The sequence below is a fragment of the Pseudomonas sp. CFBP 13719 genome (genome assembly GCF_014842095.1).
In the GTDB taxonomy this organism is placed as follows: Bacteria; Pseudomonadota; Gammaproteobacteria; order Pseudomonadales; family Pseudomonadaceae; genus Aquipseudomonas.
In genome coordinates this window covers 333581-356197 of sequence record NZ_JACYVB010000003.1, presented here as the reverse complement: position 1 = coordinate 356197, position 22617 = coordinate 333581, and the positions used below count along the sequence as shown (strand labels likewise).

Genomic DNA, 22617 nt, shown 5'->3' with positions numbered 1-22617 from the left:
GGCTCACTTGGCCGCCATGCGCAGGGCACCGTCGAGACGGATCACCTCGCCATTGAGCATGCTGTTTTCAATGATGTGGCACACCAGTGCCGCGTATTCGTCCGGCTTGCCCAGGCGCGGCGGAAACGGCACGTCGGCGCTCAGCGCGGCGCGCACGTCGTCGCTCATGCCGGCCATCATCGGCGTCTCGAAAATGCCTGGCGCGATGGTCATCACACGAATGCCGTAACGGGCCAGCTCGCGCGCTGCCGGCAAGGTCATGCTGGCCACTGCGCCCTTGGAAGCGGCGTAGGCCGCCTGCCCGACCTGGCCATCGAAGGCGGCCACCGAGGCGGTATTGATGATCACGCCCCGCTCACCCTCGGCGTTCGGAGTGCTCCTGGCGATGGCCTCGGCCGCCAGGCGCAGCAGGTTGAAGGTACCGATCAGGTTGATATTGATGATGCGGCTGAAGCTCTCCAGCGAATGAGCACCCTGCTTGCCGAGGATCTTCTCGCCAGCGACCACGCCGGCGCAATTGACCAGCCCGTGCAGCTCGCCAAAGCTGTGCAGGGCCATGTCCACTGCCGCCTGGGCGGCGTCGGCCTGGGTGATGTCGGCCACTGCGAACGCCGCCTCCAGTTCGCTCGCCTGTGCCTGCAGCGCCTCGGCGTTGAGGTCCACCAGCAGCAAACGGGCGCCTGCCCGGGCAAGCATCCGCGCGGTAGCAGCACCAAGCCCGGACGCCGCGCCACTGACCATGAATACCTTGTCTTGAATGTGCATGAAGCTGTCTCCCTCTCAGGCGCTGGGCGCCTGCTGCTTGGCGATTTCCTGGTTGCGCAGGATGAAGCGCTGCAATTTGCCACTCGGCGTTTTCGGCAGCTGCTCGACGAATTCGATTTCCCGCGGATAGGCATGGGCTGCCAGCCGCTGGCGGACGTGCAGGCGCAGGGTCTCGGCCAACTCGGCGCCGGCTTCGAAACCCGCCTGCAACACCACGAACGCCTTGATCACTTCGGTACGCTCGGCATCTGGTTTGCCGACCACTGCAGCCTCGACCACGGCAGGGTGTTCGATCAGCGCGCTTTCCACGTCGAAAGGCCCCACCCGATAGCCTGAAGTGGTAATGACATCGTCATTGCGGCCGACGAAGCTGATGCTGCCGTCCGCATTGAGCTCAACCGTGTCACCGCTCAGGTAATACTTGCCTTTGAACGCCTTGGTCGGCATGCCCAGGTAGCCGCCGAACCAGCACAGCGGCGAACGCTCGCGATCCACGGCGAGCACGCCCGGTTGTCCGGCCGTCAGCTCCTGCAACTGAGCGTCGAGCACCACGATGCGGTGGCCGGGTACGGCAAAGCCGGCGGAGCCCTCGCGTACCGGATGCTCGAGCCCGTGATGGTTGCACAGAACCATGCCCAGCTCGGTCTGGCCGTAGTGGTCGTGGACCACCACACCCAACTGCTCGGCGAACCAGCGGATCACCTGCGGATTGAGCGGCTCGCCGGCACTGCTGGCGATGCGCAGACGCCCGCGCACACCGGCAGCGAATCGTTCACCGGCAGCGATCAGCATGCGGTAGGCGGTGGGCGACCCGGCGAGGTTGGTGATCGCGTACTTGTCGATCACCCGGCAGGTACTGTCCACAGTGAAGCCGCCATCGTAGAACAGCGTGGCGTGCCCCAAGGCCAGCGGACCGGTGACCGCATAGTAAAGCCCGTAGGCCCAGCCCGGGTCGGCCAGGTTCCAGAAGCGATCCTCGGCGCGCAGGTGCACGGCGTCGCGCAGGTAACCCTTGAAGGCCAGCAGCGCCCGCAGCGGCACTTCCAGGGGTTTGGCGGGGCCCGTGGTACCCGAGGTGCACATCAGCATGAACGGTGCGTTGCCGTCGAGCAGCACTGGCGGGCACTCGTCGCTCTGCTGCCGGAGGGCGGTCCAGAAGTCCTGTTCATCCGCAGTTGGCGAAGCGCAGCCGACGGTCAACACACTGGGTCGGCATTCGACCTCATCGAGCTTGGGGCGATTGTGCAGGTCGGTGACGACCCAGCGCGCGTGCGAGCACTGCAGGCGCTGTTCGATGGCCTTGGGGCCGAAGGCCGTGAACAAGGGCTGATAGACGGCGCCAATGCGCCAGGTGCCCAGTATGGCAATCAGCAGTTCGACGGTGCGAGGCATCAACCCGGCAATGCGATCACCGGGCTTGACGCCCTGGCTGCGCAGAAAATTGCCGAACTGCGCTGCATGGGCCTGCAGTTGTTCGAAGGTGTACTGGGTGGCAACGCCGTGCTGCGACTCGCAATACAGGGCCACGGCCTGCTGGCCAAGGTGGCGGTCGCAGCATTCGACGCAAGCGTTGAACTGCTCGAGGGTGCCGTGCAGATCCTGCGCGGCGGTGTCCAGGTAATCGAAGGCCTGGGCGGTACTGGAATAATCGCGCATCACATGTCCCTGCTTGTTGTTATGGGATCTTGTTGATCTGGGCTCAAAGCGGCCTGAAGGGCACCGTTCGATAGTGATACGCAGACGGCTTGGCGACAATGTTGTCAGCGCTCAGGCTGACTGAGCGGTTTAGCCACCAGGGGCCGGATCAGGTTTTTTGGCCCTGCTGCGCCTTGGCTTGAGCGCGTGCTGCTGGATCAGCTGTCGTTCCAGGGTGTCGGCTCGCGCCTGCTGGGCAGCGGCGGCCTGCAACGCCGCCTCCTGCGCCTCCCGCGCACTTCGCAGCTGGGTTTCGAGCTGTTGCAGCGCGTGTTGCCCCTGCTCGGCGGCCAGCGCCGACCGTGCTTCCCTGGCGGCTGCGTGAAGTTGCGCGTCACCGAGCGCGCTGCGGGTTTCCTCCAGACGCTTTTGCAAGGCTTCAAGCTGTTTCTGTTGCTCGCGAGCTTCGAGGTTGCGCGTTTTCAGGTCTTCACGGGCGCGGTCGACCTCACGGTGCGAGCGCTCCTCGACGCTGCGCACATAGGCCTCCTGAGCCAGGCGATTGTGCTCGGCTTGCTGTTGCTGATCGCGCAGCGCTTGTTGCAAGGACGCGACATCGGCCTGCAACTCACTGCGCGCGCCTTGCAGCTCGATGCGCTGCTGCTGCAGGTCTTCGATCTGCACCTGACGCTGCGCCAGCAGCTTGTCCAGGTCGGCCAGCCGGGTTTCGGCGTTTTCCCGTGCCGTTTCCGCTTCGGCCACCTGCCGCCTGGCCAGCGCGATGTCCTTACGAGCTTGTTCTTCCACGCTCGCAACCCGCTCGTATTCGGCCGCCAACTCATCGCGCTGGGCCGCGACGGAGTGTTCGACCACCCCTTGGGCGAGCACGTTTGCCTGTTGCCAGACGGCCACGAATGCCTGCGCCACCTCGGCAGGCAGCCCCGGCAGGCGGGTTTCGCCCCGCAGTCGTTGCGACAGTTGCTCCCACCACTGATCGAGCAAGGCGCCTACTCGCGCTGGGCTCCCCCGGCCCAGCTCGAGGCGCACGCGCTCGACGGTCGGCCGCTCGCCGCGGGCCAGCACGGCGTCCGCTGCCGCAAATACATCGGTTTCCGGTACGCCCACTGCCATGCCACACACTCCGCTGGATTAGGTATGATAAAGAAAGATTATCCGACTCTTAATTTATAAATCCTAGAATATAATACGTTGAACGTAATGAATAATACATTCGATCTTGTGCCGACCGATAACAGCCCTTTGGATCAGCACGTTCTGGCCGAAAACACCGCCCTTGCCGCTCAAGCGTTCATCGCGGCAGGAACGGCTGCCAACACGGTACGTAGCTATCGCAGCGCGCTGGGCTACTGGTCGGGATGGTTGAAGTTGCGCTATGGGCAGGTGCTGGGGGATGCCCCGCTGCCTGCGGCGGTGGCGATTCAGTTCGTCCTCGATCATCTGGCACGCCCGCTCGACGACGGCAGCTGGAACCACCTGCTTCCGGTCGCCATCGACAGGGCTTTGGTCGACGGCCGGGCCAAGTCGCGCCTGGGCCCGCTGGCCTACAGCACTGTTCAGCATCGGCTGGCGGTGCTGGGCAAGTGGCACCGGGTCAATGGCTGGGACAGCCCGACCGATACGCCTGCGCTGAAAACCCTGTTGCGCAGCGCACAGAAGGCCCAGGTGCGGCAAGGCGTGAGCGTGCGCAAGAAAACCGCCATGGCCCTGGAGCCGCTGCAGGCCATGCTGGCCACGTGCACGGACGGCCTGCGCGGTACGCGTGACCGCGCGCTGCTCCTGCTGGCCTGGAGTGGCGGTGGCAGACGCCGCTCCGAAGTGGTCGCGCTGCAGGTGGGCGACGTGCGTCGGCTGGATGCAGACACCTGGGTCTATGGCCTGGGCGCGACCAAGACCGATACAGCCGGCGCACGGCGCGAGAAACCCTTGCGCGGTCCTGCCGCCCATGCGCTGGCCGCATGGCTGGCCGCCGCGCCGGCGACTGCAGGCCCGCTATTCCGACGTCTGTACCGCGGCAACAAAGTGGCCAGCCAGGGGCTTGGCGGCGACCAGGTGGCGCGGATCGTCAAGCGTCGGGCCCAGCTCGCGGGCCTGGAGGGGGATTGGGCCGCGCACAGCCTGCGCTCGGGATTCGTCACCGAGGCCGGTCGCCAGGGTGTGCCGCTGGGGGAAGTGATGGCGATGACCGAGCACCGCAGCGTGGCGACGGTGATGGGTTACTTCCAGGCCGGGTCGCTACTGGGGAGCAAGGCTGCGGAACTGATCAAAGCTGACGACTAGCTCCAGGCCACGACAAGGATGTTGCAGCCGGATGTTGAAACTTCTGTGGAAACATCGGCTTCGGCGCCGGTCAATAGCATGTCAACGCTGACATTCTGGCTGATCAAGAGCCTTATTCGACCATCAAGGACAATTATCATGACCACCTCCAAGCTGTTGCCTCGCCTCGCTCTTGCTGCCCTGTGCGCGCTGAGTGTGCCTGCCTTCGCAGCCCAGACCGACACCAAGGAAGAGAGCGTGACCCTGGATCGTCCGGGCAATGGCATGCATGAAATCAAGGAAGGCGACAAAGTCCCCGATTCCTACAAGCGCAAAGAGCTGGCGATTGACCCGGCAAAGCATGGCTTGATGCAGCCTGAAGAGAATGAGCAGTGGGTCGAGATCAAGGACAAGTACGTGCGGGTGAACATCCCGAACGGTACCATCGTGGAGATGATCGACAAGTCTTCGGTCAAGAAGTGATATTCGGGTTTTAATTTCGGTTTTCCTGCCGATGTGGGTCAGGAATACCGCGTTGCCCATTCGCGGCCAATGACCGCTCCCACAAATGACCGTCCCCACAATGGGTTTTGCTGCCCCTGTGAGAGCGGTCTGTGGCTGCGAACTAGGCGCCGCGGTCCATGAGACATTATGCGGTGTTCTTTTCGCGGCCGATGACCGCTCCTACAGGAGGTCCTACTGCACCTGTAGGAGCGGTCATCGGCCGCGAAACTGGCGACGCGGTCTGTCAGGCTTTACGCGCTAGGTGCGCCTGGCATAATGCAACGGCAGCAGCGTGGTCGACTTGATGCGCTCCATGGCGAAGGTCGAGCTGATGTCGCTGATGCCCTCCACCTGGATCAAGCGCTTATAAACGGCATCGTAGCCCGCGATATCCGGTACCACGATGCGCAGCATGTAGTCCGTATCCCCTGCCATTCGATAGCACTCCACGACCTCGGGCAGTTCGCCGATAACGGTGTGGAAGTCAGCCAGCCACTGGGCATTGTGGCGCTGCGTGCGCAGTTCGGCGAACACTGTCACGGCCACATTCAACTCGCTCGCATCGAGCAGCGCGACCCGCCGGGTGATCACGCCCTGCTGTTCCATCTTCTGGATGCGGCGCCAGCAAGCGGTACCACCCAAACCAATCTGCTCGGCAATGTCAGCCAGCGGGCGGGTGCAATCGGTCTGAAGTATCTCCAGGATTGCCATATCGAACTTGTCCATGGTGCTTGAGGCCTGCCTGGAAAACGGAGATTGCAATAATATTCTCTTTAAGCGATAAAGAATGCAAAATCTTTGCTCCTATTGCCGCAAATTTAGCGTAGAAGTCAAATTTTTTCCTCCTATCCGTCGTTAGCATAGACAGCACCGAATCAGCTCTGGTCGAGACGCTATGCCTACCCTCCCCGTATACCTGGATTACGCCGCCACCACGCCCATCGACGATCACGTCACCAAGGCGATGCTCGCCTGCATGGGGCGCGAAGCATTGTTCGGCAATCCTGCGTCGAGTGCCCACGCCTATGGCCACCAGGCGCGCCAGGCGGTCGAACTGGCCAGGCGGCAAGTGGCTGAACTGCTCAATGCTCCCGCCGAAGACATCGTCTGGACTTCAGGCGCGACCGAATCCAACAACCTGGCGCTCAAGGGCTGCACCCGTTCGGGCGACCATATCGTCACCAGCGTGCTGGAGCACAAGGCGGTCATCGACACCGTACGCGAGCAGCAGGCCGCCGGCTGCGACGTTACCTGGCTCACCCCGGACGCCCAGGGACTGATCCAACCCGAGGCCGTGAGCCAGGCGTTGCGAGCCAACACCCGGGTGGTGTCGCTGATGTGGGTCAACAACGAGCTGGGAACCCTGACCGATATCGCCCGAGTCGCGCAGTTGGTAAAAGACCACGGCGCCCTGCTGCATGTGGACGCTGCCCAGGCGGCCGGCAAGGTCGCCATCGACTTGTCCAGCGGGGGCATAGACCTGCTGTCCCTGTCCGCTCACAAGCTCTATGGCCCGAAAGGCATCGGTGCCTTGTACGTCGGTCCACGGGCGCGACCGCTATTGCGCGCGCAGATGCATGGCGGCGGCCATGAGCAGGGCCTGCGCTCGGGCACCTTGCCTACCCACCAGATCGTTGGCATGGGTGCGGCATTTGCCCAGGCCTCGGCGCAGATGCAGGCCGATAATGAGCACATCACGCAACTGGCCATGGCCTTGCGTGAAGGGTTGCTGGCGTTGGCCGGTGTGACGCTCAATGGCTGCGCCCAGCAACGGATCCCTCACACCCTGAACGTTTGCATCGCCAGCCCGTCCTTTTCCATGCAGGCCATTGCTGGCCGTATTGCGGTGTCGTCGACTTCGGCGTGCAATTCGGCAAGTGCTACGGCATCCCACGTGTTGCTGGCGCTGGGCTTGAGCCAGGCTCAGGCTTTGAACAGCTTGCGCGTGAGTCTGGGCCGCTACAGCACCCGGGAAGATGTCGACCAGGCCATTGCCGTGATAGCCGACGCCATGCGTGCCCCCGCGCCATTCTGGTGAAATCGAAGCCGCGTTAACGGCGGCGCCCCTTTCGCGGCCACAGACCGCTCCTACGGCATGAGTGTCCCGTAGGAGCGGTCCGTGGCCGCGAAAAGGGCGCCGCGCAGTGACTGCCTTCTCACGATGACGGGTTCGTAACCATGAACCCGCCCGGGGAGCGCCAGAAAGTCTCCAAACTACCGTTCGTCGGCTTCACGGCACCGACGATGGCAATCCGCTGCCCAAATCTTCGTACCGATTCCTATAACGGAGAAATACCATGGTCACTCGTACGATCACTCGCTTTGCCCTTGTTGGCCTGCTGTCTGCCACCAGTATGTATGCGTTGGCCGGTTCGGTGCCTCCAGGCAAGGAACCTACCCCTTCGACTCCAAGCACCAGCACCGACACCCGTACTGGCAACCAGATGGGCAACGGCCGCGCAAACGATGCCAACAGCAGCAGCGGCAGCACCACGTCGGGCACTCCGAACGGTCAGGGCACTTTCAGCAACGGCACCGGCAACAGCAGCGGCGCCAACAGTGGCTCGATGGGTTCGGGTTCCGGTAACGGCGCAAGCTCGGGCAAAGGTGCAGGCAGCGGCGCAGGCGGCACCAGCGGTAACTGATCCTGAGGCAGCCGGGCATGAGCTGCCCCTGCCGACAGCGTTACCGAAAATGAAAGCGGGTGGATGTCAGAAGGTGCGTACAACCGCATCACGACATGCCACCCGTTTTCACATGCCTCACATGCAGCGTCTTTTTCGGTATTCTTCCGGTCCATCGCCCCAGCGCGGCGCCCTGCCCGCACGGCTCGATCACATCTGACCAGGAAGCCTCATGTCCCAGATCATCCTCGTACTCAACGGCCCTAATCTCAACATGCTGGGTTTGCGCGAACCTGGCGTCTACGGCCATGAAACCCTGGCCGATGTCGAAGCCATGGCCGTGCAGAGCGGGGAGGAACTGGGCTTTGCGGTCGAATGCCGACAAACCAATCACGAAGGACAGATGATCGACTGGATCCACCAGGCGCGTCAGCGGGTAGCCGGTATCGTCATCAACCCCGGCGCGTGGACCCACACCTCGATCGCGATTCATGACGCTTTGATTGCCTGTGAAGTGCCGGTGCTGGAAGTGCATATTTCCAACGTGCATCGGCGCGAGGAATTCCGCCATCAATCATTCGTATCGAAGGTAGCGGTGGGCGTCATTGCCGGTTTCGGTACCCACGGTTACAAGCTGGCCATTGCCCATTTCGGCAAACTGCTCGGCAGCAAGACGGGCATCTGATCCGGTTTTTTTAGCGCTTTCTGAATCTGTTTTTACTTGCCTTCAACGCTCATAGTCACCTGAACGAAATTTCATTTTCTGGAGGTGTGTCATGGACGGTGTGATCATGTTGACCATCATAACCGCGACCCTGGGTTCGTTCGGTTACGTCATGTACCTGATCCATAAAGAGAGCAAGGAGAACAAATAGGCCGCCGAGTGTGACTGGGCGGCCTGTTCACACTCGCTAGGCGAGCGCCTATTTGATGAAGTTGTCGACCAGCATGTGCGCCACATCGTCGGCGCGACCGCTGAGCATGGCCTTGGCCGAGTACAGGGCCATGTTGGACACCTGCGAGAACTCGATCTTCGGCGGCATCACCAGCTCTTCGGGGTTGACCTTTACATCCAGCAGCGCCGGGCCAGGATGGTTCAGGAAGCGCTGCACCGCCGCTTCGAGGCTGGCGCCATCGGACACCTGCTCGCCGTAGAAGCCCATGACTTCAGCCAACTTGGCGAAGTCCGGGTTGTGCAGGTCGGTAAAGTTGTCCAGCAAGCCTTCGACCTTCTGCTCGATCTGCACGAAGTTCAGCGAACTGTTGTTGAACACCACCACCTTGATCGGCAGCTTTTCCTGCACGGCTGTGAGCAGATCGCCCAGCAGCATGGCCAGTCCGCCGTCGCCCGACAGCGAGATGACCTGGCGTTGCGGGTAGGCTTTCTGCAGGCCCAGTGCCTGGGGCATGGCGTTGGCCATGGTGCCGTGGCGCAGGCTGGTGAGCGTGCGACGCTGACCGTTGGTGTTGATGTGCCGCAGCACCCAGACCATGGGTGAGCCACCATCGGCGGTGAACAGCGCGTCTTCGCTGGCGTGTTTGTCCAACAGGTGGGTCAGGTACTGCGGGTGAATCAGATGCCCGTCGGTATGACGCTGGTCATGGGCCAGGGTCTTCAAGGTTTTCTGCCGCACCTTCAAGCAGTCTTCCAGGAAGCTGTGTTCGCTACGCTCGGCCAGCAGTGGCAAAAGCGCCTGCAAGGTTGGCAGCACGTCGCCCACCACCCCCAGTTCGATGGGGTGGCGGCGGCCCAGGTGAGCGCCTTTGCGGTCGACCTGAACGATCCGTGCATTCTGCGGGTAGAACTGGCCCCAGGCGAAGTCGGCGCCCAGCAGCAGCAGGGTGTCGCACTCCATCATCGCGTGGTAGCCGGATTCCACACCGAACACGCCGGTCATGCCCATGTTGTATGGGTTGTCGTATTCGACGAAGTCCTTGGCCCGTGAGGTGTGGGCAATTGGCGCCTTGAGTCGGTGAGCCAGTTCGATCAGCTCGTCGTGGGCACCTTCACAGCCGACCCCGGCGTAGATCGCGATCTTCTTGCCTTCGGCAAGAATGGCGGCGATCCCAGCCAGTTCGTCGGGGCTGGGTTGCAGTACCGGACGAGGCTGGTGAACGCTGAACGGGCGGTCATTCTTGACCTCGGCAGCACTGATGTCCGATGGCAGGATGATCACCGCCACTCCCCCTTCGTTCAAGGCGGTTTGCGCGGCCAGGGTGGTCACTCGGCGCGCCTGCTCCGGCGTGTACACCTGCTCGCAGAACACCGTGCAACTGCCGTAGATGGCCTTGAAGTCCACTTCCTGGGGAAAGTCCATGCCCAGCTCGCTGGTGACGATCTGGCTGGCGATCAGCACCATGGGCGCCTTGTTGCGCTGGGCTTCGAAGATACCGTTGATGAAATGCAGGCCACCGGGGCCGCAGGAACCGGCGCAGGCCGTCAGTCGACCGCTGATGAACGACTCGGCGCCTGCGGCGAATGCCGCAGCTTCTTCATGGCGCACGTGAACCCATTCGATCTCGCTGCGCTTGATCGCATCGGTGACGTGGTTGAGCGTGTCGCCGACGATGCCGTAGCAGTTGCGAACCCCTCCCTGCTGCAGGGTCTGGATCACGATGTCGGCTACTTTCTTGCTGGCCATGAAGGCCTCCTGGTCAGAGAGTCATGCTGCTTAGGCTTGAGCCCGCGCGGGGAGTTCAGCCCGGCTGGTGCCGCCGAGCCGCAACGGCATGACCGGTTGAGGACGTTGCCCGGCGAGCAGGATCATGCTTTATTGGCGGCCTTTTTCAGTGTTCAAGGCCATTGCCATGTCTGCCCGCACGTTGCTCAGCACCGCCCTGCTCGTTCTCGTATCGCCCCTGGCCATGGCCCACGCCCATCTGACCCACCCAGTGCCCGCTGCGGACACCACCGTCGTTGCCCCGGCGCAATTGAGCCTGGGTTTTTCCGAAGCCATCGAACTGGGTTTCAGCCAGGTGAGCATGACTGCGGCGGACGGCGACGCGGTAGCCTTGCAGCCCTTGGCCAGTGCCGCGGAGGATCGCAAGACCCTTGTGATCAAACCTGCCGCGCCCCTGGCAGCGGGTCAGTACAGGGTGCACTGGCAGGTCGTGTCGGTGGATACCCACAAAAGTGCGGGTGAATACAGCTTCACCGTGAGTCCGTGACCATGAGTGTATTGATCGCTCTGCGTTTCCTGCATTTCACCAGCCTGATGCTGGTGTTCGGTGCCTGCATGTTTCGCCCGTTGCTGCTCGTGCACCCCAGCCAGATGGGCCGTTTGCGCAACCTGATCGACCCTTTGGTGTGCCTGCTGGCTGCACTGGCCCTGATCAGCGGCGTGGCCTGGCTGTTCGCCGTGGCTTATGAGCTGGGCGGCTCGCTGGACATGGCGCTGGTTCGACGGGTACTGGCGGAAACCTTTTTCGGCAAGGTCTGGACGCTGCATCTGTTTGCCTGCGTGGCGGTCCTGGTGTGTCTGCGCCTTCCCCATCCGAAACTGCAAGTAGTGGCCAGGCCCTTGAGTGCACTGGCGCTGGCAACGCTCGCGCCGGTAGGTCACGCCGCCATGTTCGAAGGCGCCGCTGGCACCTGGCTGGTGATCAATCAACTGATCCACCTGCTGTGCGTCGGTGCCTGGCTGGGCGGGTTGATGTTGCTGATGTTCGTACTGGCTCGACCCGGTGACCAGGACTTGCGTGTGGTGCTCGGTCGCTTCAGTGGCGTGGGGTGTGTGCTGGTGGCCGGGATGCTGATAACCGGACTCATCAACACCCGGGCGCTGACCGGGACCTTCCTCCCGCTGCCTGGCCAGTCCGGGTTCGCCACAGTACTGGCGATCAAGCTGGCGCTGGTGCTGGCCATGCTCGGCCTGGCCCTGTGGCACCGGCGTCAATTGGCCCGAGGCCCGCTGGACATCCAGTCGTTCAAGCGTACCGTCACGCTCGAATGGGCGTGCGGGCTGGGCGCCGTGGCCGCAGTGGCCCTGCTCGGCACCCTGGCGCCCACGCCGCTGACTTGATCCCTCCCTGGCGCAGATAAAAAAAGGGCCGTGCTCCCCTGCAAGAGCACGACCCTCAAGATCTTTCCGGCTTCAAACTTGACAAGACACCACGGTATCCAATGTGGATGCGTAATCAGTATGCGACGTGTTTGTTACAGTTTGGCGATGGAAACCTCAGTGGATTTCACGAAAGCGATGACTTCGCTGCCGATCTGCAATTCCAGCTCGTGCACCGAGCGCGTGGTGATCACCGAGGTGACGATACCGGCGGGAGTCTGCACGTCGATTTCAGACACCACCGGCCCTTCGATGATTTCCTTGACGGTGCCTTTGAACTGGTTGCGTACGTTGATCGCTTTGATGGTCATGCAGTCATCCTCGTTAGACATTCGGTCGCACCGCAGTGCGTGAGGTAGAGATTGCACCCGCAATCGAATATTTAAAAAGAATAAATAATGCTTTTTATATGCCTCAAGGAAATAAGCAACGCTGCCCCTGACGTGCGTACCTATTGCGGGTCCGCGAAGCGCAGCGCCTGCCGTATGCCCATGACCTCGGCTTCCAGTTGCGGATAGCCCACGGCAGAACCTGCATAGCTGAACCCGTAGGCCATGCCGGGCTGCACGGCTGCAACCAGCGTTTGGGTAATGGCGAGGGTTCCGTTGCGGGTGACCTTGCAGGTGGTCTGCGCCGCTGGCAGGTTGCCCAGCTGGGTCGCTTTGACCTTGGTGCACACGCTCTGATAGCCGGAGCGGGAAAAGTTGATCTGGATGGCCTTGCGCATCTCCAGCAACACCGCCTCCAGGTTGACCGCGTGGTCCTGGGCCAGCGCGCCACGGGTCATCTCGACGATCATCAACGGATCGCCATTGGCATCGGTCTTGGTGGCACGCTGACGGCTGCCACTGGGCTGGCCCTGCGCATCGGCCGAGTCGGGCAGGATCTGCACGTCCCAGTCGGCAGGCCAGACGATCACGCTGTCGTCGGCCCACGCCGATGTGCCGATCAGCCAGCACAGCAGCAGGCAGTGGGCGTGGCGCAGGTAAGGCATGGGAAGTCCTCCACAGCAAAAGGGCCGTTAGTCTCGCAGACCCATGGCCGCAGCACTACGCTAATATCCGCTGCGATCAGCGGCAATCCAGGGAGCAGGCAGCAATGACGCAACGGATTTTCAGCGGCGCCGGGCAAAGCAAGAACCTGCTGTACCTTGCCTCGGCCAACAGGCGCTTGCGCAGCACCGACCAGGCAAGCCTGCGCGTGGGGTTCGTACTGCTGGAGCATTTTTCCCTGGCCGCCTTCACCGCCAGCCTGGACACCTTGGTGACGGCCAACCTGATCAGCCCGGCGGCCTACGCCATTCGCTCCTATGGGCTGGCGCCCGGCCAGGTCATCAGTGATCTGGGCATACTGCTGCAGCCGGATGCGCCACTGATGCCAGGCACGCACGACGAAGTAGACCTGTTGATCATCTGTGGCGGCTTTCGCACGCCGCTGCGCCCTTCCCTGCTGCTCAGTCGAATACTGGCGGACTGCGCGCGTCGGGGCATTGCCTTGGGTGGGTTGTGGAACGGCGCCTGGTTTCTCGGCCAGGCAGGCCTGCTCGATGGCTATCGCTGCGCGGTGCATCCGGAGAACCGCGCTTCGCTGGCAGAACTCAGCCCGCAGATCACCGTCACCCCCGCCAGCCAGGTTATCGACCGCGACCGCGCCACTGCCGCCAGCCCCAACGGCGGCTTCGGCATGATGATGGAAATGATCCGCCAGCAGCGCGGCGAGACCCTGGCCAGTGGGGTGGAACACATTCTTGCCTTCGAAGGGCTGCGCTTCAAGCGCACCGGCGGCCAGGCGACCGGCAAGCTCAGCCAGCCGTTGCGCAACATCATCGACCTGATGGAGAGCAATCTGGAGGAACCGCTGTCGCTGGACCAACTGGCCGAGTTCGTCGGCCGCTCGCGGCGCCAGATCGACCGGCTGTTCCAGGACCAGCTCGGCACCTCGCCGCACCGCTACTACATGGAATTGCGGGTCACCGAAGCACGGCGTCTGCTGCAGCATTCGACGCTGTCGATCATGGACGTGGCGATTGCCTGCGGCTTCGTCTCGGTGAGCCATTTCAGCAAGTGCTACAGCGGCTATTTTGGCCACTCGCCATCGCGTGAAACCCGCTTGGCAGACTGATCGGCGGCGGATGCCGGGGAACCGTGCCGAGCTTTGCCGGTCGACTCCAGTTCATGCCTCAAGCGAGCACCCGACCCATGGAATACGCCCTTCCCGATTCCTTGCTGGCCCGCGTGTCGATGCCTTGGCTCAGTACGCTGATCGCCGCCGCGCTGGCCGTATGCGTCATTCTGCTGATCCGCTGGGTCGGCCTGATCATCCTGCGACGCGTCTCCAAGTCCTTCGTGCTGGCGCAGCAACTGGTCGCCCGCGCCGAGCAGCCGACCCTGTGGCTGATGCCGTTGATGGCCCTGCAGGCGGTGTGGACCTCGGCGCCCGACGACCTGCTGATGATCAATACCGTGCGCCACCTCAACGGCATGCTGGTCACCGCATGCCTGACCTGGCTCGGCCTGCGCTGTGTCAAGGCCGTGGCGACCACCATGACCATCAAGCACCCGCTGGACATCGAGGACAACCTCGCCGCCCGGCGCATCCAGACCCAGGTACGGGTGCTGGTGCAGTGCCTCAACGTGCTGGTGCTGATTTTCGGCATCGCCCTGATCCTGATGACGTTTCCAGCGGTGCGCCAGATCGGCACCAGCCTGCTGGCGTCCGCAGGCCTTGCGGGACTGGCTGCCGGCTTCGCTGCCAAACCGGTGCTGGGCAACCTGATCGCCGGCCTGCAGATCGCCATTTCGCAGCCGATCCGCATCGACGACGTGGTCATCGTCGAGGGCGAATGGGGGCGTATCGAAGAGATCACCGGCACCTACGTGGTGGTGAAGATCTGGGACGAGCGGCGCATGGTCGTGCCGCTGCAGTACTTCATCGAGAAGCCGTTCCAGAACTGGACCCGCAGTACGTCCAGCATCATCGGCTCGGTGTTTCTCTGGGTCGACTACTCGGTGCCGCTGGAAGCGCTGCGCGCCGAGACCAAGCGTCTGTGCGAGGAAATTCCGCACCTGTGGGACGGCCGTGTGGTGGTCCTGCAGGTCACCGACACCAGCGACAAGGCGATGCAGTTGCGCATCCTGCTCAGCTCGCTGGATTCGTCGCGCAACTGGGATGCGCGCTGCCATGTGCGCGAGCGGCTGATCACCTTCGTCAACAACCGCTACCCCGAGTGCCTGCCGCAGCTGCGCGCCGAAATGTCGACCCGCACGCTGCACCCGGCCAACGAAGAAGGACCGGCCGACGTCGCCCGCCAGCCGCCGGTTTGAATCTCAGCGCCGCGGCGCGCTCTTGGCGGCAGCCTTCTCGTCCTGGCGATCGGATTCGAACAGCCGGGCCAACTCGGCACGCGCTTCCTGGGCGGTCTGCATGACCTTGGCTTCATCGTCGTAGATCGCATGCTGGGCCTGCAGCACCTGTTCATCGTGGCGCTTGAAACGGTTGATGCGCGCGTCGGCCTGGGATTGGCTCAAGCCCAGGCCGACCAGCGTTCGACGGGTGATTTCCAGGCTTGAATAGTAGGTTTCGCGAACCGCCTGGGCGCCATGGTCGACCAGCCGGTGCACGTGCTGGCGGTTGCGCGCGCGGGCGATGATCTTCACGTGCGGGTACAGGCGGTTGACCAGTTCGGCGGTCTTGATGTTGATTTCCGGATCGTCGGTGGCGATGACGAAATACTCGGCCTGCTCGACCTTGGCTGCGCGCAGGATCTCCGGCCGCAGCGGGTCGCCATAGAACACCGGCAGGTGGCCGAAGCTGCGCGAGAACTCGATGGACTCCACCGAGGTGTCCAACGCCACGAAGCTGATCTTCTGCGCACGCAGGATCCGCGCAACGATCTGCCCCATCCGGCCCATGCCGGCAATCACCACGCGCGGCGCGTCGCTTTCGATCTCGCGATATTCGTCCGGCACTTCCACCGGCGGGGTCTTGACCCGCAGCAGGCGTGCGCACAGCAGCAACAGCAATGGCGTGAGCGCCATCGACAGGGTGATAGTCAGCAGCAAGGTGTCGTACAGGCGCGCGTCGAACAGGCCCTGCTCGCGGCCTATCTTGAACACCACGAAGGCGAACTCGCCGCCGGCGGCCAGCACGATACCCAGGCGTACGGCGCTGAGCCGGCCCAGGCCGCCGGCCAGACGCCCGATCAACACCAGCAGCGGCAGCTTGATGCCGATCAGCAGGACCGTCAGCCCCAACACCAGCGCCGGGCTTTCGAGCAGCAGGCCCAGATTGGCGCCCATGCCGACACTGATGAAGAACAGCCCCAGCAGCAGCCCCTTGAATGGCTCGATCTGCGACTCCAGCTCGTGCCGGTATTCCGAATCGGCCAGCAGCAAGCCAGCGAGAAAGGCGCCCAGGGCCATGGAGACACCGGCCAGCTCCATCAGCCAGGCGGTGCCGATCACTACCAGCAAGGCTGTGGCGGTGGACACCTCCTGCAGGCCAGTGCGGGCGACGATGCGAAACACCGGACGCAACAGATAACGCCCGCCGACCACCACCACAGCGATGCTGCCCAGCACCCGCAGGCTGTGATCCAGCGTACTGCCCTCGCCTGCATCGCTGCCACTGCCGGCCAGCAACGGCACCATGGCAATCAGTGGGATCGCGGCGATGTCCTGGAACAGCAGGATGGCGAAGGCCAGGCGGCCGTGGGGAGCGTTGAGTTCCCTGCGTTCGGCCAGGCTTTGCAGGCCGAATGCAGTGGACGACAAGGCCAGGCCCAGACCCAGCACCACGGCGCTGTTCAACGGCTGGCCGAAGCCGAGCAATGCCACCGCGCCGATCACCACTGCGGTCAACAGCACCTGTGCCAGACCAACCCCGAACACCGCCTTGCGCATGACCCACAGACGCTTGGGCGACAGCTCCAGGCCAATGATGAACAGCAGCAGAACCACGCCCAGTTCCGAGATGTGGCTGACGCTCTGTGGATCGCCGACCCAGCCCAGCACTTGCGGGCCAATGACCACCCCGGCGAACAGATAGCCCAGCACCGCGCCCAATTGCAGGCGCTTGGCCAATGGCACGGCAATCACTGCGGCCAGCAGGAACACCACGGCGGCTTGTAGCATGTTGCCTTCTTCGGGCATGGGGAACTCCTTGTCGGATGGGAAAGTGCGGACCGCGGCTGCATTCTACAGGCGCCGGCGCTCGCTGGCATGGGCGCGGATTGACGGCCCCGCGTCGACATGATTTGCTAGGCGCTTCGTTTGGGTGCCCTTCACAGGGTGAAACGGGAAACCGGTGAGTGCCAGCTTCGATTGGATGCTGGCGCAAGTCCGGTGCTGCCCCCGCAACGGTAAGCGAGAGAAGTGTCAGATCCACTGCGCCTGTCATGGGTGTGGGAAGGCGACGCTTTGCAGGCTGGCTCACGCCGCCCCTCGCAAGCCCGGAGACCGGCCCAGACTGTCTGTGATCGACAAACCCGCGGTGGGCGGGCGCTGTTGCGAGCATGGCGCGCCTGCGCCGGCTTTCTGCGTGCGCGTGCCCGATTGCCGGCACCACATACCGTGGAGCCGCCACCGTCGGGACCACCAGAGGGAACGCCATGTCCAGCACCGTCTCAACCAGCCCCGAACACGCCCAAACGCATACCGCCACCCTCGCCCAGCGCATTGCGCTGGCGACTGGTACGTTCCTGCTGGGCTGCTGCCTGGTCGGCTTCGCCGGTTTCTCGCATATCGAAGCCGTGCACAACGCCGCTCACGACACCCGGCACAGCGCCGCCTTTCCGTGCCATTGAGGAATACCGAGATGATCAGGCACATCGTACGTACCGCCGGGTTCAGCGGGCTGCTGGGCGCTTTGTTGTTGACGCTTCTGCAAGCCCTCTGGGTCGCCCCGCTGATCCTTCAGGGTGAAACCTACGAAACACCTGCCGCGCAGCATGAGCATGCCGATGCCGCAGGCCCCGCGCACGAGCAAGCCGAGGCTTGGGAACCCGAAAACGGCTGGCAGCGCGTGCTGTCCACGGCCGGGGGCAATCTGGTAGTGGCCGTCGGCTTCGCCCTGATGCTGGTCGCGCTCTATACGCTGCGGGCACCTGGTCGCAATGCCCAGGGACTGCTGTGGGGGCTGGGTGGATTCGCGGTGTTCTGCCTGGCGCCGAACCTGGGCCTGCCGCCGGAACTGCCCGGCACGCAGGCGGCGGACCTGGCATTGCGGCAAACCTGGTGGATCGGCACGGCGGCGTCGACAGCTGCGGGCCTGGCGTTGCTGGTGTTCGGCCGCGGCATGCTGCTCAAGGCGCTGGGCCTGGCCATCGTGCTGGTACCCCACATCATCGGCGCGCCCCAACCCGAACAGCATGCGAGCCTGGCGCCCGAAGCACTGGAACAGCAGTTCGTGATTGCTTCACTGGTAACCAATGCGGTGTTCTGGCTGGCCCTGGGCCTGATCAGTACCTGGTTGTTTCGCCGAGCCCGTGGCTGAATCCGATGACGGCGCTGTGGGTAGGGTTCGGTTGTCGCCAGGGTTGCAGCGCGCAGGCGCTGCACGAACTGCTGCAACAAACCCTGCTCGAACACCGGCTTGACTGGGCGGATTTGCAGGGGCTGGCCAGCATCGACCTCAAGGCACACGAGCCAGGGCTGCTGCTGCTGGCCGAACGCCTTGGCTTGCCCTTCTCCACCTACAGCGCGCAGGCGCTGGCGCCCTTTGAGGATCGACTCAGCCATCGTTCCGCACGCTCATTCGCAGCGACCGGTTGCCAGGGTGTTGCTGAAAGCGCCGCCATGGCCATGGCCGAGCACGGCATGGGGGCTGCGTCGATACTGCGTGTCAAACGGCGGCAAACGGCGGTGGCGACCCTGGCCATCGCCAGCATGATGGAGCAGACCGGCTGCGCTGTGCGTTCAACTTGAATATCATTCACCCCTCCGCCTGTCAGGAATTTCCATGACCGTTTATTTCATCGGCGCCGGACCGGGCGATCCGGAGCTGATCACCGTCAAGGGCCAGCGTCTGATCCGGCGTTGCCCGGTGATCATCTACGCCGGATCGCTGGTACCCGACGCGGTGCTCGAAGGGCACACCGCGCACCATGTGCACAACAGCGCCGAGCTGCACCTGCAACAGATCATCGAGCTCATGCGCCAGGCCCATGACCGCGGCGAAGACGTGGCGCGGGTACACAGCGGCGATCCCGGTCTGTATGGCGCGATCGGCGAGCAGATTCGCTGCCTGCGCGAGCACGGTATCGACTACCAGATCATTCCTGGCGTGACCGCTACGGCCGCTTGCGCAGCGCTGCTGGGCGTGGAACTGACCCTGCCCGATGTGGCGCAGACGGTGATTCTCACCCGCTATGGCGACAAGTCGCCGATGCCGCCGGGTGAAAGCCTGGGCAGCCTGGCCCGGCACGGCGCGACGTTGGCCATTCACCTGGGGGTGAAAAATCTGCATCGAATCGTCGCCGAGCTGCTGCCCAGCTACGGCGCGGAGTGTCCGGTTGCCGTGATTCACAAGGCCAGCTGGCCGGATCAGGACTTCGTGCTGGGCACCCTGGCGGATATCCAGCTCAAGGTCGCAGCCAAGGACTTCCGGCGCAGCGCGCTGATTCTCGTGGGGCACGTGCTGCACACGGACAGTTTCGCCGACTCGGCACTGTACCGTGCGGGGCATGCCCACCTGTACCGTTCTTGAACGCCATGCAAGGTACGGCTGATTCGAGAAAAGTGATCGCCTGCCTGGTCTATCCCGGAGTGATGAGCCTGGATGTGACCGGCCCGATGCAGGTGTTCGCCTCGGCTAACGTCGAGCTGGCCCGCCAAGGCCTGGCGCCACACTACGAATTGCGACTGCTGGGTGAGGCGGCGGGCGCCGTGGCGACCTCCGCCGGATTGAAACTGCATGCCGACGCCAGTTGGCTGTCGGTAGACTGCAGCATGCTGGACACGGTGCTGCTGCCCGGCGGCAGCAGCGATGCCGAACAATGCGCGAACGTCGCCCTGCTCGCCTGGTTGCGCAGCGCCGCGCCCGTGGTGCGACGCTTGGGTTCGGTGTGCTCGGGCGCGTTGATGCTGGCCAGCGCCGGCTTGCTGGACGGCTTGATCGCCACCACCCACTGGGACGATGTCGAAGCCCTGCAGGCTTTCGCCAACGTTGAAGTACAAGGCGATCGGCTGCACACCTACGACCCCTCGGACAAGAACGGGCACAGCCATATTTTCACCTCGGCCGGCGTCACCGCCGGGATCGACCTGGCGCTGGCGTTGATCGAGGCCGACCTGGGCAGACCCCTGGCCCTTGCCGTCGCCCGCCGCCTGGTGCTGTTTCTCAAGCGTTCGGGTGGACAGACGCAATTCAGCCCGCACCTAGCGCGCTGCAACGGACCGACGTCGAGGCTGACCGAGCTGCTGGAATGGATCGCAATGAACCTGAGCGCCGATCTGTCCCTGGAAGCGCTGGCACACAAGGCCAACATGACGCCGCGGACGTTGTACCGGGTTTTCTTTGCCGAACTGAACATCACGCCGGCGCGGCATATCGAGCGGGTCCGCCTGGAAGCGGCCCGGGCGATGATCCAGGGCGGGCAATTGTCGTTGCAAAGCGTGGCGCGCCTGTGCGGCTATGGCCATGCGGAAAACCTGCGGCGCAGTTTTCAGAAGGTGCTTGGAGTGAGTCCGCAGGGATACGCACAGCGCTTCGGCCAGTAGCCACCCGCACCGTGCTGCTTGGGCGCAGCGAATCGGGTGCGGGCCCCGCGTCTTGGCGCGGGGGCGGCTTGCCTACCTAGCTTGCCTACCTAGTAGTAGGCGTTTTCTTTCTGGGTGTGGTCGGTGACATCGCGAACGCCCTTGAGCTCCGGAATGCGCTCGAGCAGAGTGCGCTCGATGCCTTCCTTGAGCGTGACGTCCGCCTGACCGCAACCCTGGCAACCGCCGCCGAACTGCAGCACGGCAATGCCGTCCTCGACCACGTCGATCAGGCTGACCTGCCCGCCGTGGCTGGCCAGGCCGGGGTTGATCTCGGTTTGCAGATAGTAGTTGATGCGCTCGTTGACGGGGCTGTCCCCGTTGACCATCGGCACCTTGGCGTTGGGCGCCTTGATGGTGAGCTGCCCGCCCATGCGGTCGGTGGCGTAGTCGACCACGGCGTCGTCGAGGAAGGCTTCGCTGACGGCGTCGATCCAGGCGGTGAAGCTTTTCAGGCCCAGGGCGGTGTCTTCCGGCTTTTCTTCACCCGGCTTGCAGTAGGCAATGCACGTCTCTGCGTACTGGGTGCCTGGCTGGGTGATGAACACGCGAATGCCGATTCCGGGCGTGTTCTGCTTGCTCAGCAAATCGGCCAGGTAATCGTGCGCAGCGTCGGTAATCGTTATAGCGCTCATAGTGGTTCCTCACAGACTTGCCAGCAGTTTACGCGAATCCGGCGACGCTGACAAAGCCTGACTGTTTTGGTCGGGAATCACCCCGTACGGGCCATCGAGGTCGAATCCAGGCGAGCGTCGGTCCAGTGCTTGACCCGTTGGTACAGACGCTTTTCGATCCACACGTAGCTGGCCCACGACACCAGGGCGATAGTGGGCACGCAGAACGCAAACACCCAATACGGGTTCAGATGCCAGTGGACGCTGGCCAGCCAACCGGCGTAGAGCACCAGCACGTGCACCAGATACACCGAATACGAACAATCGCCCAGGGTCTTGAGCAGGCGGCTGCCACGGAAGTGCGGCTCCATGGCCACGCAGGCCAGGACGATCAGCGCGCTGGGCAAGCCCCAGTGCAGCAGGCGGTCGCTGGAGTCCAGGTGATAGATCAGCACCGCCGACACGATGATCACGGCCAAAGGTAGCCACAAGCCCTGGGCGATCCAGCCGCGGCGGTAGAGCATGCCGATACCGATGCCCAGCAGGAACTCGTAGATGATGTTGTTCTGATAGAAGCGGCTGACCACCCCATAGCGGCCGAGTACTTCGCTGACCGCGACCAGGGCGGCGGCGATGATCAGCGGGCGGTAGCGCTGGGGCACGGTGAACACCAGCGAGAACAGCAGGTAGAAGAACATCTCGTAGTTGAGTGTCCAGCCCACGTTCAGCGTCGGGTACAAGCCGTAGCCACCGGGATTTTCCGAAGGAATGAACAGCAGCGACAGAATGAAATGCGGCAGGTCGATCGCGGCGTGGGGCAGCCATTGGCCGAGGCTGACCAGCATCAGCCCCATCAGGGCGGTGTACAGCCAATAGGCCGGGACGATCCGAATCACGCGGTTGAGCAGGAAGCGTCCTGCGGGCATCTGCTTGTCCTGGGTCGATAGGTAGATGACCAACCCACTGATGACGAAAAAGATATCGACGCCCACCGCGCCCCGGTCAGTGAAGAACTGACCGATGGGGCCTGCGGCATGGAAGTCGAAGAATATCTGCATGAAGTGATGGCAGACCACGATCCAGGCGGCCAGGGCCCTTAAAGCTTGAAGCGAAATCAGCATGCGTACCGCCTTTTGAAACGAGAATTCGCGCCCCTTTTCAGGGCATTCCGAGGGGTGGGACTGCAAAAATCTCGAAAAGGTCGCGATACGCGTCAATGACTGACCGGCTGCAAGTTTCTTCCGAGGCCTTGTTCATGAGGTTGGGGCACCGCGAGCCCGACATCCTCAACATGAGTGAAATTCATGGACATGCCCTTGGTGATCAAATAGCGCACAGGTTTGCTATCATCCGCCACCTGTCACAGTGTCCGAATTTTCTG

General features: G+C 63.2%; 24 protein-coding genes and 1 riboswitch. Of the genes, 14 read left to right on the top strand and 10 right to left on the bottom strand.

The window, feature by feature from the left end; translation table 11 throughout:
- Positions 1-3: 3 nt before the first annotated feature.
- The 3 genes from IFT57_RS11975 to IFT57_RS11965 all read right to left on the bottom strand — a co-directional run bounded on the left by IFT57_RS11975 (position 4) and on the right by IFT57_RS11965 (position 3531).
- On the bottom strand, positions 4-765 hold the full coding sequence (locus IFT57_RS11975) for an SDR family NAD(P)-dependent oxidoreductase (protein ID WP_192151519.1): 762 nt from the start codon (positions 763-765) through the stop codon (positions 4-6).
- Between the two features lie 15 nt (positions 766-780).
- A complete protein-coding gene (locus IFT57_RS11970; RefSeq protein ID WP_192151518.1) occupies positions 781-2421 on the bottom strand; it encodes an AMP-binding protein in 1641 nt (546 codons plus the stop codon).
- A 129-nt stretch (positions 2422-2550) separates the two neighbouring features.
- A complete protein-coding gene (locus IFT57_RS11965; RefSeq protein WP_192151517.1) occupies positions 2551-3531 on the bottom strand; it encodes a DNA-binding protein in 981 nt (326 codons plus the stop codon).
- Between the two features lie 78 nt (positions 3532-3609).
- Here IFT57_RS11965 and IFT57_RS11960 point away from each other — a divergent pair, with 78 nt between their 5' ends.
- Positions 3610-4698: a site-specific integrase gene (locus tag IFT57_RS11960; RefSeq protein ID WP_244657301.1), complete on the top strand. Its 1089-nt coding sequence runs from the start codon at positions 3610-3612 to the stop codon at positions 4696-4698.
- Between the two features lie 138 nt (positions 4699-4836).
- Positions 4837-5160 carry an RcnB family protein gene (locus IFT57_RS11955; RefSeq protein WP_192047051.1) on the top strand — a complete coding sequence of 108 codons (324 nt, stop codon included), beginning with the start codon at positions 4837-4839 and terminating at the stop codon, positions 5158-5160.
- A 279-nt stretch (positions 5161-5439) separates the two neighbouring features.
- On the opposite strand, the gene IFT57_RS11950 is transcribed toward IFT57_RS11955, so the two are convergent.
- Positions 5440-5907, bottom strand: a complete 468-nt coding sequence (locus IFT57_RS11950; RefSeq protein WP_192151515.1) for an Lrp/AsnC family transcriptional regulator — start codon at positions 5905-5907, stop codon at positions 5440-5442.
- 169 nt (positions 5908-6076) lie between these two features.
- Between IFT57_RS11950 and IFT57_RS11945 the strand changes: the two genes are divergently transcribed.
- The 3 genes from IFT57_RS11945 (at position 6077) to aroQ (ending at position 8490) form a co-directional block, all read left to right on the top strand.
- Positions 6077-7219 carry a cysteine desulfurase family protein gene (locus IFT57_RS11945; RefSeq protein ID WP_192151514.1) on the top strand — a complete coding sequence of 381 codons (1143 nt, stop codon included), beginning with the start codon at positions 6077-6079 and terminating at the stop codon, positions 7217-7219.
- A gap of 259 nt (positions 7220-7478) precedes the next feature.
- A complete protein-coding gene (locus IFT57_RS11940; protein WP_122478087.1) occupies positions 7479-7826 on the top strand; it encodes a hypothetical protein in 348 nt (115 codons plus the stop codon).
- A gap of 211 nt (positions 7827-8037) precedes the next feature.
- Entirely contained in the window at positions 8038-8490 is a 453-nt protein-coding gene (aroQ, locus tag IFT57_RS11935) for a type II 3-dehydroquinate dehydratase (RefSeq protein ID WP_192151513.1), read from the top strand.
- Between the two features lie 238 nt (positions 8491-8728).
- Here aroQ and IFT57_RS11930 read toward each other — a convergent pair whose 3' ends face one another.
- A complete protein-coding gene (locus IFT57_RS11930; protein WP_192151512.1) occupies positions 8729-10447 on the bottom strand; it encodes a thiamine pyrophosphate-dependent enzyme in 1719 nt (572 codons plus the stop codon).
- A 166-nt stretch (positions 10448-10613) separates the two neighbouring features.
- On the opposite strand from IFT57_RS11930, the gene copC reads away from it, so the two are divergent.
- Both copC and copD read left to right on the top strand, forming a co-directional pair.
- The gene (gene copC, locus IFT57_RS11925) at positions 10614-10973 is read left to right on the top strand and encodes a copper homeostasis periplasmic binding protein CopC (protein WP_192151511.1); all 360 of its coding nucleotides are present in this window, start codon (positions 10614-10616) and stop codon (positions 10971-10973) included.
- Between the two features lie 2 nt (positions 10974-10975).
- Positions 10976-11827 carry a copper homeostasis membrane protein CopD gene (gene copD / locus IFT57_RS11920; protein WP_192151510.1) on the top strand — a complete coding sequence of 284 codons (852 nt, stop codon included), beginning with the start codon at positions 10976-10978 and terminating at the stop codon, positions 11825-11827.
- A 134-nt stretch (positions 11828-11961) separates the two neighbouring features.
- Here the strand turns inward: copD and IFT57_RS11915 are convergent, their stop codons facing one another.
- Positions 11962-12177, bottom strand: a complete 216-nt coding sequence (locus IFT57_RS11915) for a TOBE domain-containing protein (RefSeq protein WP_043189662.1) — start codon at positions 12175-12177, stop codon at positions 11962-11964.
- A 140-nt stretch (positions 12178-12317) separates the two neighbouring features.
- Positions 12318-12860, bottom strand: coding sequence for a DUF4946 domain-containing protein (locus tag IFT57_RS11910; RefSeq protein ID WP_192151509.1), 543 nt, complete (start codon positions 12858-12860; stop codon positions 12318-12320).
- A gap of 104 nt (positions 12861-12964) precedes the next feature.
- Between IFT57_RS11910 and IFT57_RS11905 the strand changes: the two genes are divergently transcribed.
- Both IFT57_RS11905 and IFT57_RS11900 read left to right on the top strand, forming a co-directional pair.
- Positions 12965-13987 carry a GlxA family transcriptional regulator gene (locus IFT57_RS11905; RefSeq protein ID WP_192151508.1) on the top strand — a complete coding sequence of 341 codons (1023 nt, stop codon included), beginning with the start codon at positions 12965-12967 and terminating at the stop codon, positions 13985-13987.
- 77 nt (positions 13988-14064) lie between these two features.
- Positions 14065-15189 (top strand): mechanosensitive ion channel family protein, encoded by a 1125-nt coding sequence (locus tag IFT57_RS11900; protein ID WP_122715370.1) that lies wholly within the window; start codon positions 14065-14067, stop codon positions 15187-15189.
- A 3-nt stretch (positions 15190-15192) separates the two neighbouring features.
- On the opposite strand, the gene IFT57_RS11895 is transcribed toward IFT57_RS11900, so the two are convergent.
- Entirely contained in the window at positions 15193-17016 is a 1824-nt protein-coding gene (locus IFT57_RS11895; RefSeq protein ID WP_192151507.1) for a monovalent cation:proton antiporter-2 (CPA2) family protein, read from the bottom strand.
- Positions 17017-17121: 105 nt separating this feature from the next.
- Positions 17122-17345, top strand: a riboswitch (cobalamin riboswitch).
- Between the two features lie 129 nt (positions 17346-17474).
- Between IFT57_RS11895 and IFT57_RS11890 the strand changes: the two genes are divergently transcribed.
- Genes IFT57_RS11890 through IFT57_RS11870 form a run of 5 tightly spaced genes read left to right on the top strand, consistent with a single transcriptional unit; the run spans position 17475 to position 20583 of the window.
- Complete coding sequence (locus IFT57_RS11890) at positions 17475-17669, top strand: CbtB domain-containing protein (protein ID WP_122478101.1); 195 nt, start codon at positions 17475-17477, stop codon at positions 17667-17669.
- An 11-nt stretch (positions 17670-17680) separates the two neighbouring features.
- A complete protein-coding gene (locus tag IFT57_RS11885) occupies positions 17681-18358 on the top strand; it encodes a CbtA family protein (RefSeq protein ID WP_192151506.1) in 678 nt (225 codons plus the stop codon).
- A gap of 5 nt (positions 18359-18363) precedes the next feature.
- Entirely contained in the window at positions 18364-18789 is a 426-nt protein-coding gene (locus IFT57_RS11880; RefSeq protein ID WP_192151505.1) for a cobalamin biosynthesis protein, read from the top strand.
- Between the two features lie 34 nt (positions 18790-18823).
- Positions 18824-19570, top strand: coding sequence for a precorrin-4 C(11)-methyltransferase (gene cobM, locus IFT57_RS11875; RefSeq protein ID WP_192151504.1), 747 nt, complete (start codon positions 18824-18826; stop codon positions 19568-19570).
- A 5-nt stretch (positions 19571-19575) separates the two neighbouring features.
- Positions 19576-20583, top strand: a complete 1008-nt coding sequence (locus IFT57_RS11870) for a GlxA family transcriptional regulator (RefSeq protein WP_192151503.1) — start codon at positions 19576-19578, stop codon at positions 20581-20583.
- A gap of 89 nt (positions 20584-20672) precedes the next feature.
- Here the strand turns inward: IFT57_RS11870 and nfuA are convergent, their stop codons facing one another.
- The gene (gene nfuA / locus IFT57_RS11865) at positions 20673-21257 is read right to left on the bottom strand and encodes a Fe-S biogenesis protein NfuA (protein WP_122715364.1); all 585 of its coding nucleotides are present in this window, start codon (positions 21255-21257) and stop codon (positions 20673-20675) included.
- 77 nt (positions 21258-21334) lie between these two features.
- Positions 21335-22357: an acyltransferase family protein gene (locus tag IFT57_RS11860; RefSeq protein ID WP_122715363.1), complete on the bottom strand. Its 1023-nt coding sequence runs from the start codon at positions 22355-22357 to the stop codon at positions 21335-21337.
- Between the last annotated feature and the right edge of the window lie 260 nt (positions 22358-22617).

Excerpts from the sequence above, each read along its gene's own strand:
- IFT57_RS11945 (WP_192151514.1), top strand. The coding sequence starts at position 6,077 with ATGCCTACCCTCCCCGTATACCTGGATTACGCCGCCACCACGCCCATC.
- nfuA (WP_122715364.1), bottom strand. The coding sequence starts at position 21,257 with ATGAGCGCTATAACGATTACCGACGCTGCGCACGATTACCTGGCCGAT.
- copD (WP_192151510.1), top strand. The coding sequence starts at position 10,976 with ATGAGTGTATTGATCGCTCTGCGTTTCCTGCATTTCACCAGCCTGATG.
- IFT57_RS11910 (WP_192151509.1), bottom strand. The coding sequence starts at position 12,860 with ATGCCTTACCTGCGCCACGCCCACTGCCTGCTGCTGTGCTGGCTGATC.
- cobM (WP_192151504.1), top strand. The coding sequence starts at position 18,824 with ATGACCGTTTATTTCATCGGCGCCGGACCGGGCGATCCGGAGCTGATC.
- IFT57_RS11915 (WP_043189662.1), bottom strand. The coding sequence starts at position 12,177 with ATGACCATCAAAGCGATCAACGTACGCAACCAGTTCAAAGGCACCGTC.
- IFT57_RS11870 (WP_192151503.1), top strand. The coding sequence starts at position 19,576 with ATGCAAGGTACGGCTGATTCGAGAAAAGTGATCGCCTGCCTGGTCTAT.
- aroQ (WP_192151513.1), top strand. The coding sequence starts at position 8,038 with ATGTCCCAGATCATCCTCGTACTCAACGGCCCTAATCTCAACATGCTG.
- IFT57_RS11890 (WP_122478101.1), top strand. The coding sequence starts at position 17,475 with ATGTCCAGCACCGTCTCAACCAGCCCCGAACACGCCCAAACGCATACC.
- IFT57_RS11880 (WP_192151505.1), top strand. The coding sequence starts at position 18,364 with ATGACGGCGCTGTGGGTAGGGTTCGGTTGTCGCCAGGGTTGCAGCGCG.
- IFT57_RS11905 (WP_192151508.1), top strand. The coding sequence starts at position 12,965 with ATGACGCAACGGATTTTCAGCGGCGCCGGGCAAAGCAAGAACCTGCTG.
- IFT57_RS11885 (WP_192151506.1), top strand. The coding sequence starts at position 17,681 with ATGATCAGGCACATCGTACGTACCGCCGGGTTCAGCGGGCTGCTGGGC.
- IFT57_RS11950 (WP_192151515.1), bottom strand. The coding sequence starts at position 5,907 with ATGGACAAGTTCGATATGGCAATCCTGGAGATACTTCAGACCGATTGC.
- IFT57_RS11940 (WP_122478087.1), top strand. The coding sequence starts at position 7,479 with ATGGTCACTCGTACGATCACTCGCTTTGCCCTTGTTGGCCTGCTGTCT.
- copC (WP_192151511.1), top strand. The coding sequence starts at position 10,614 with ATGTCTGCCCGCACGTTGCTCAGCACCGCCCTGCTCGTTCTCGTATCG.
- IFT57_RS11970 (WP_192151518.1), bottom strand. The coding sequence starts at position 2,421 with ATGCGCGATTATTCCAGTACCGCCCAGGCCTTCGATTACCTGGACACC.
- IFT57_RS11900 (WP_122715370.1), top strand. The coding sequence starts at position 14,065 with ATGGAATACGCCCTTCCCGATTCCTTGCTGGCCCGCGTGTCGATGCCT.
- IFT57_RS11930 (WP_192151512.1), bottom strand. The coding sequence starts at position 10,447 with ATGGCCAGCAAGAAAGTAGCCGACATCGTGATCCAGACCCTGCAGCAG.
- IFT57_RS11955 (WP_192047051.1), top strand. The coding sequence starts at position 4,837 with ATGACCACCTCCAAGCTGTTGCCTCGCCTCGCTCTTGCTGCCCTGTGC.
- IFT57_RS11895 (WP_192151507.1), bottom strand. The coding sequence starts at position 17,016 with ATGCCCGAAGAAGGCAACATGCTACAAGCCGCCGTGGTGTTCCTGCTG.
- IFT57_RS11975 (WP_192151519.1), bottom strand. The coding sequence starts at position 765 with ATGCACATTCAAGACAAGGTATTCATGGTCAGTGGCGCGGCGTCCGGG.
- IFT57_RS11860 (WP_122715363.1), bottom strand. The coding sequence starts at position 22,357 with ATGCTGATTTCGCTTCAAGCTTTAAGGGCCCTGGCCGCCTGGATCGTG.
- IFT57_RS11965 (WP_192151517.1), bottom strand. The coding sequence starts at position 3,531 with ATGGCAGTGGGCGTACCGGAAACCGATGTATTTGCGGCAGCGGACGCC.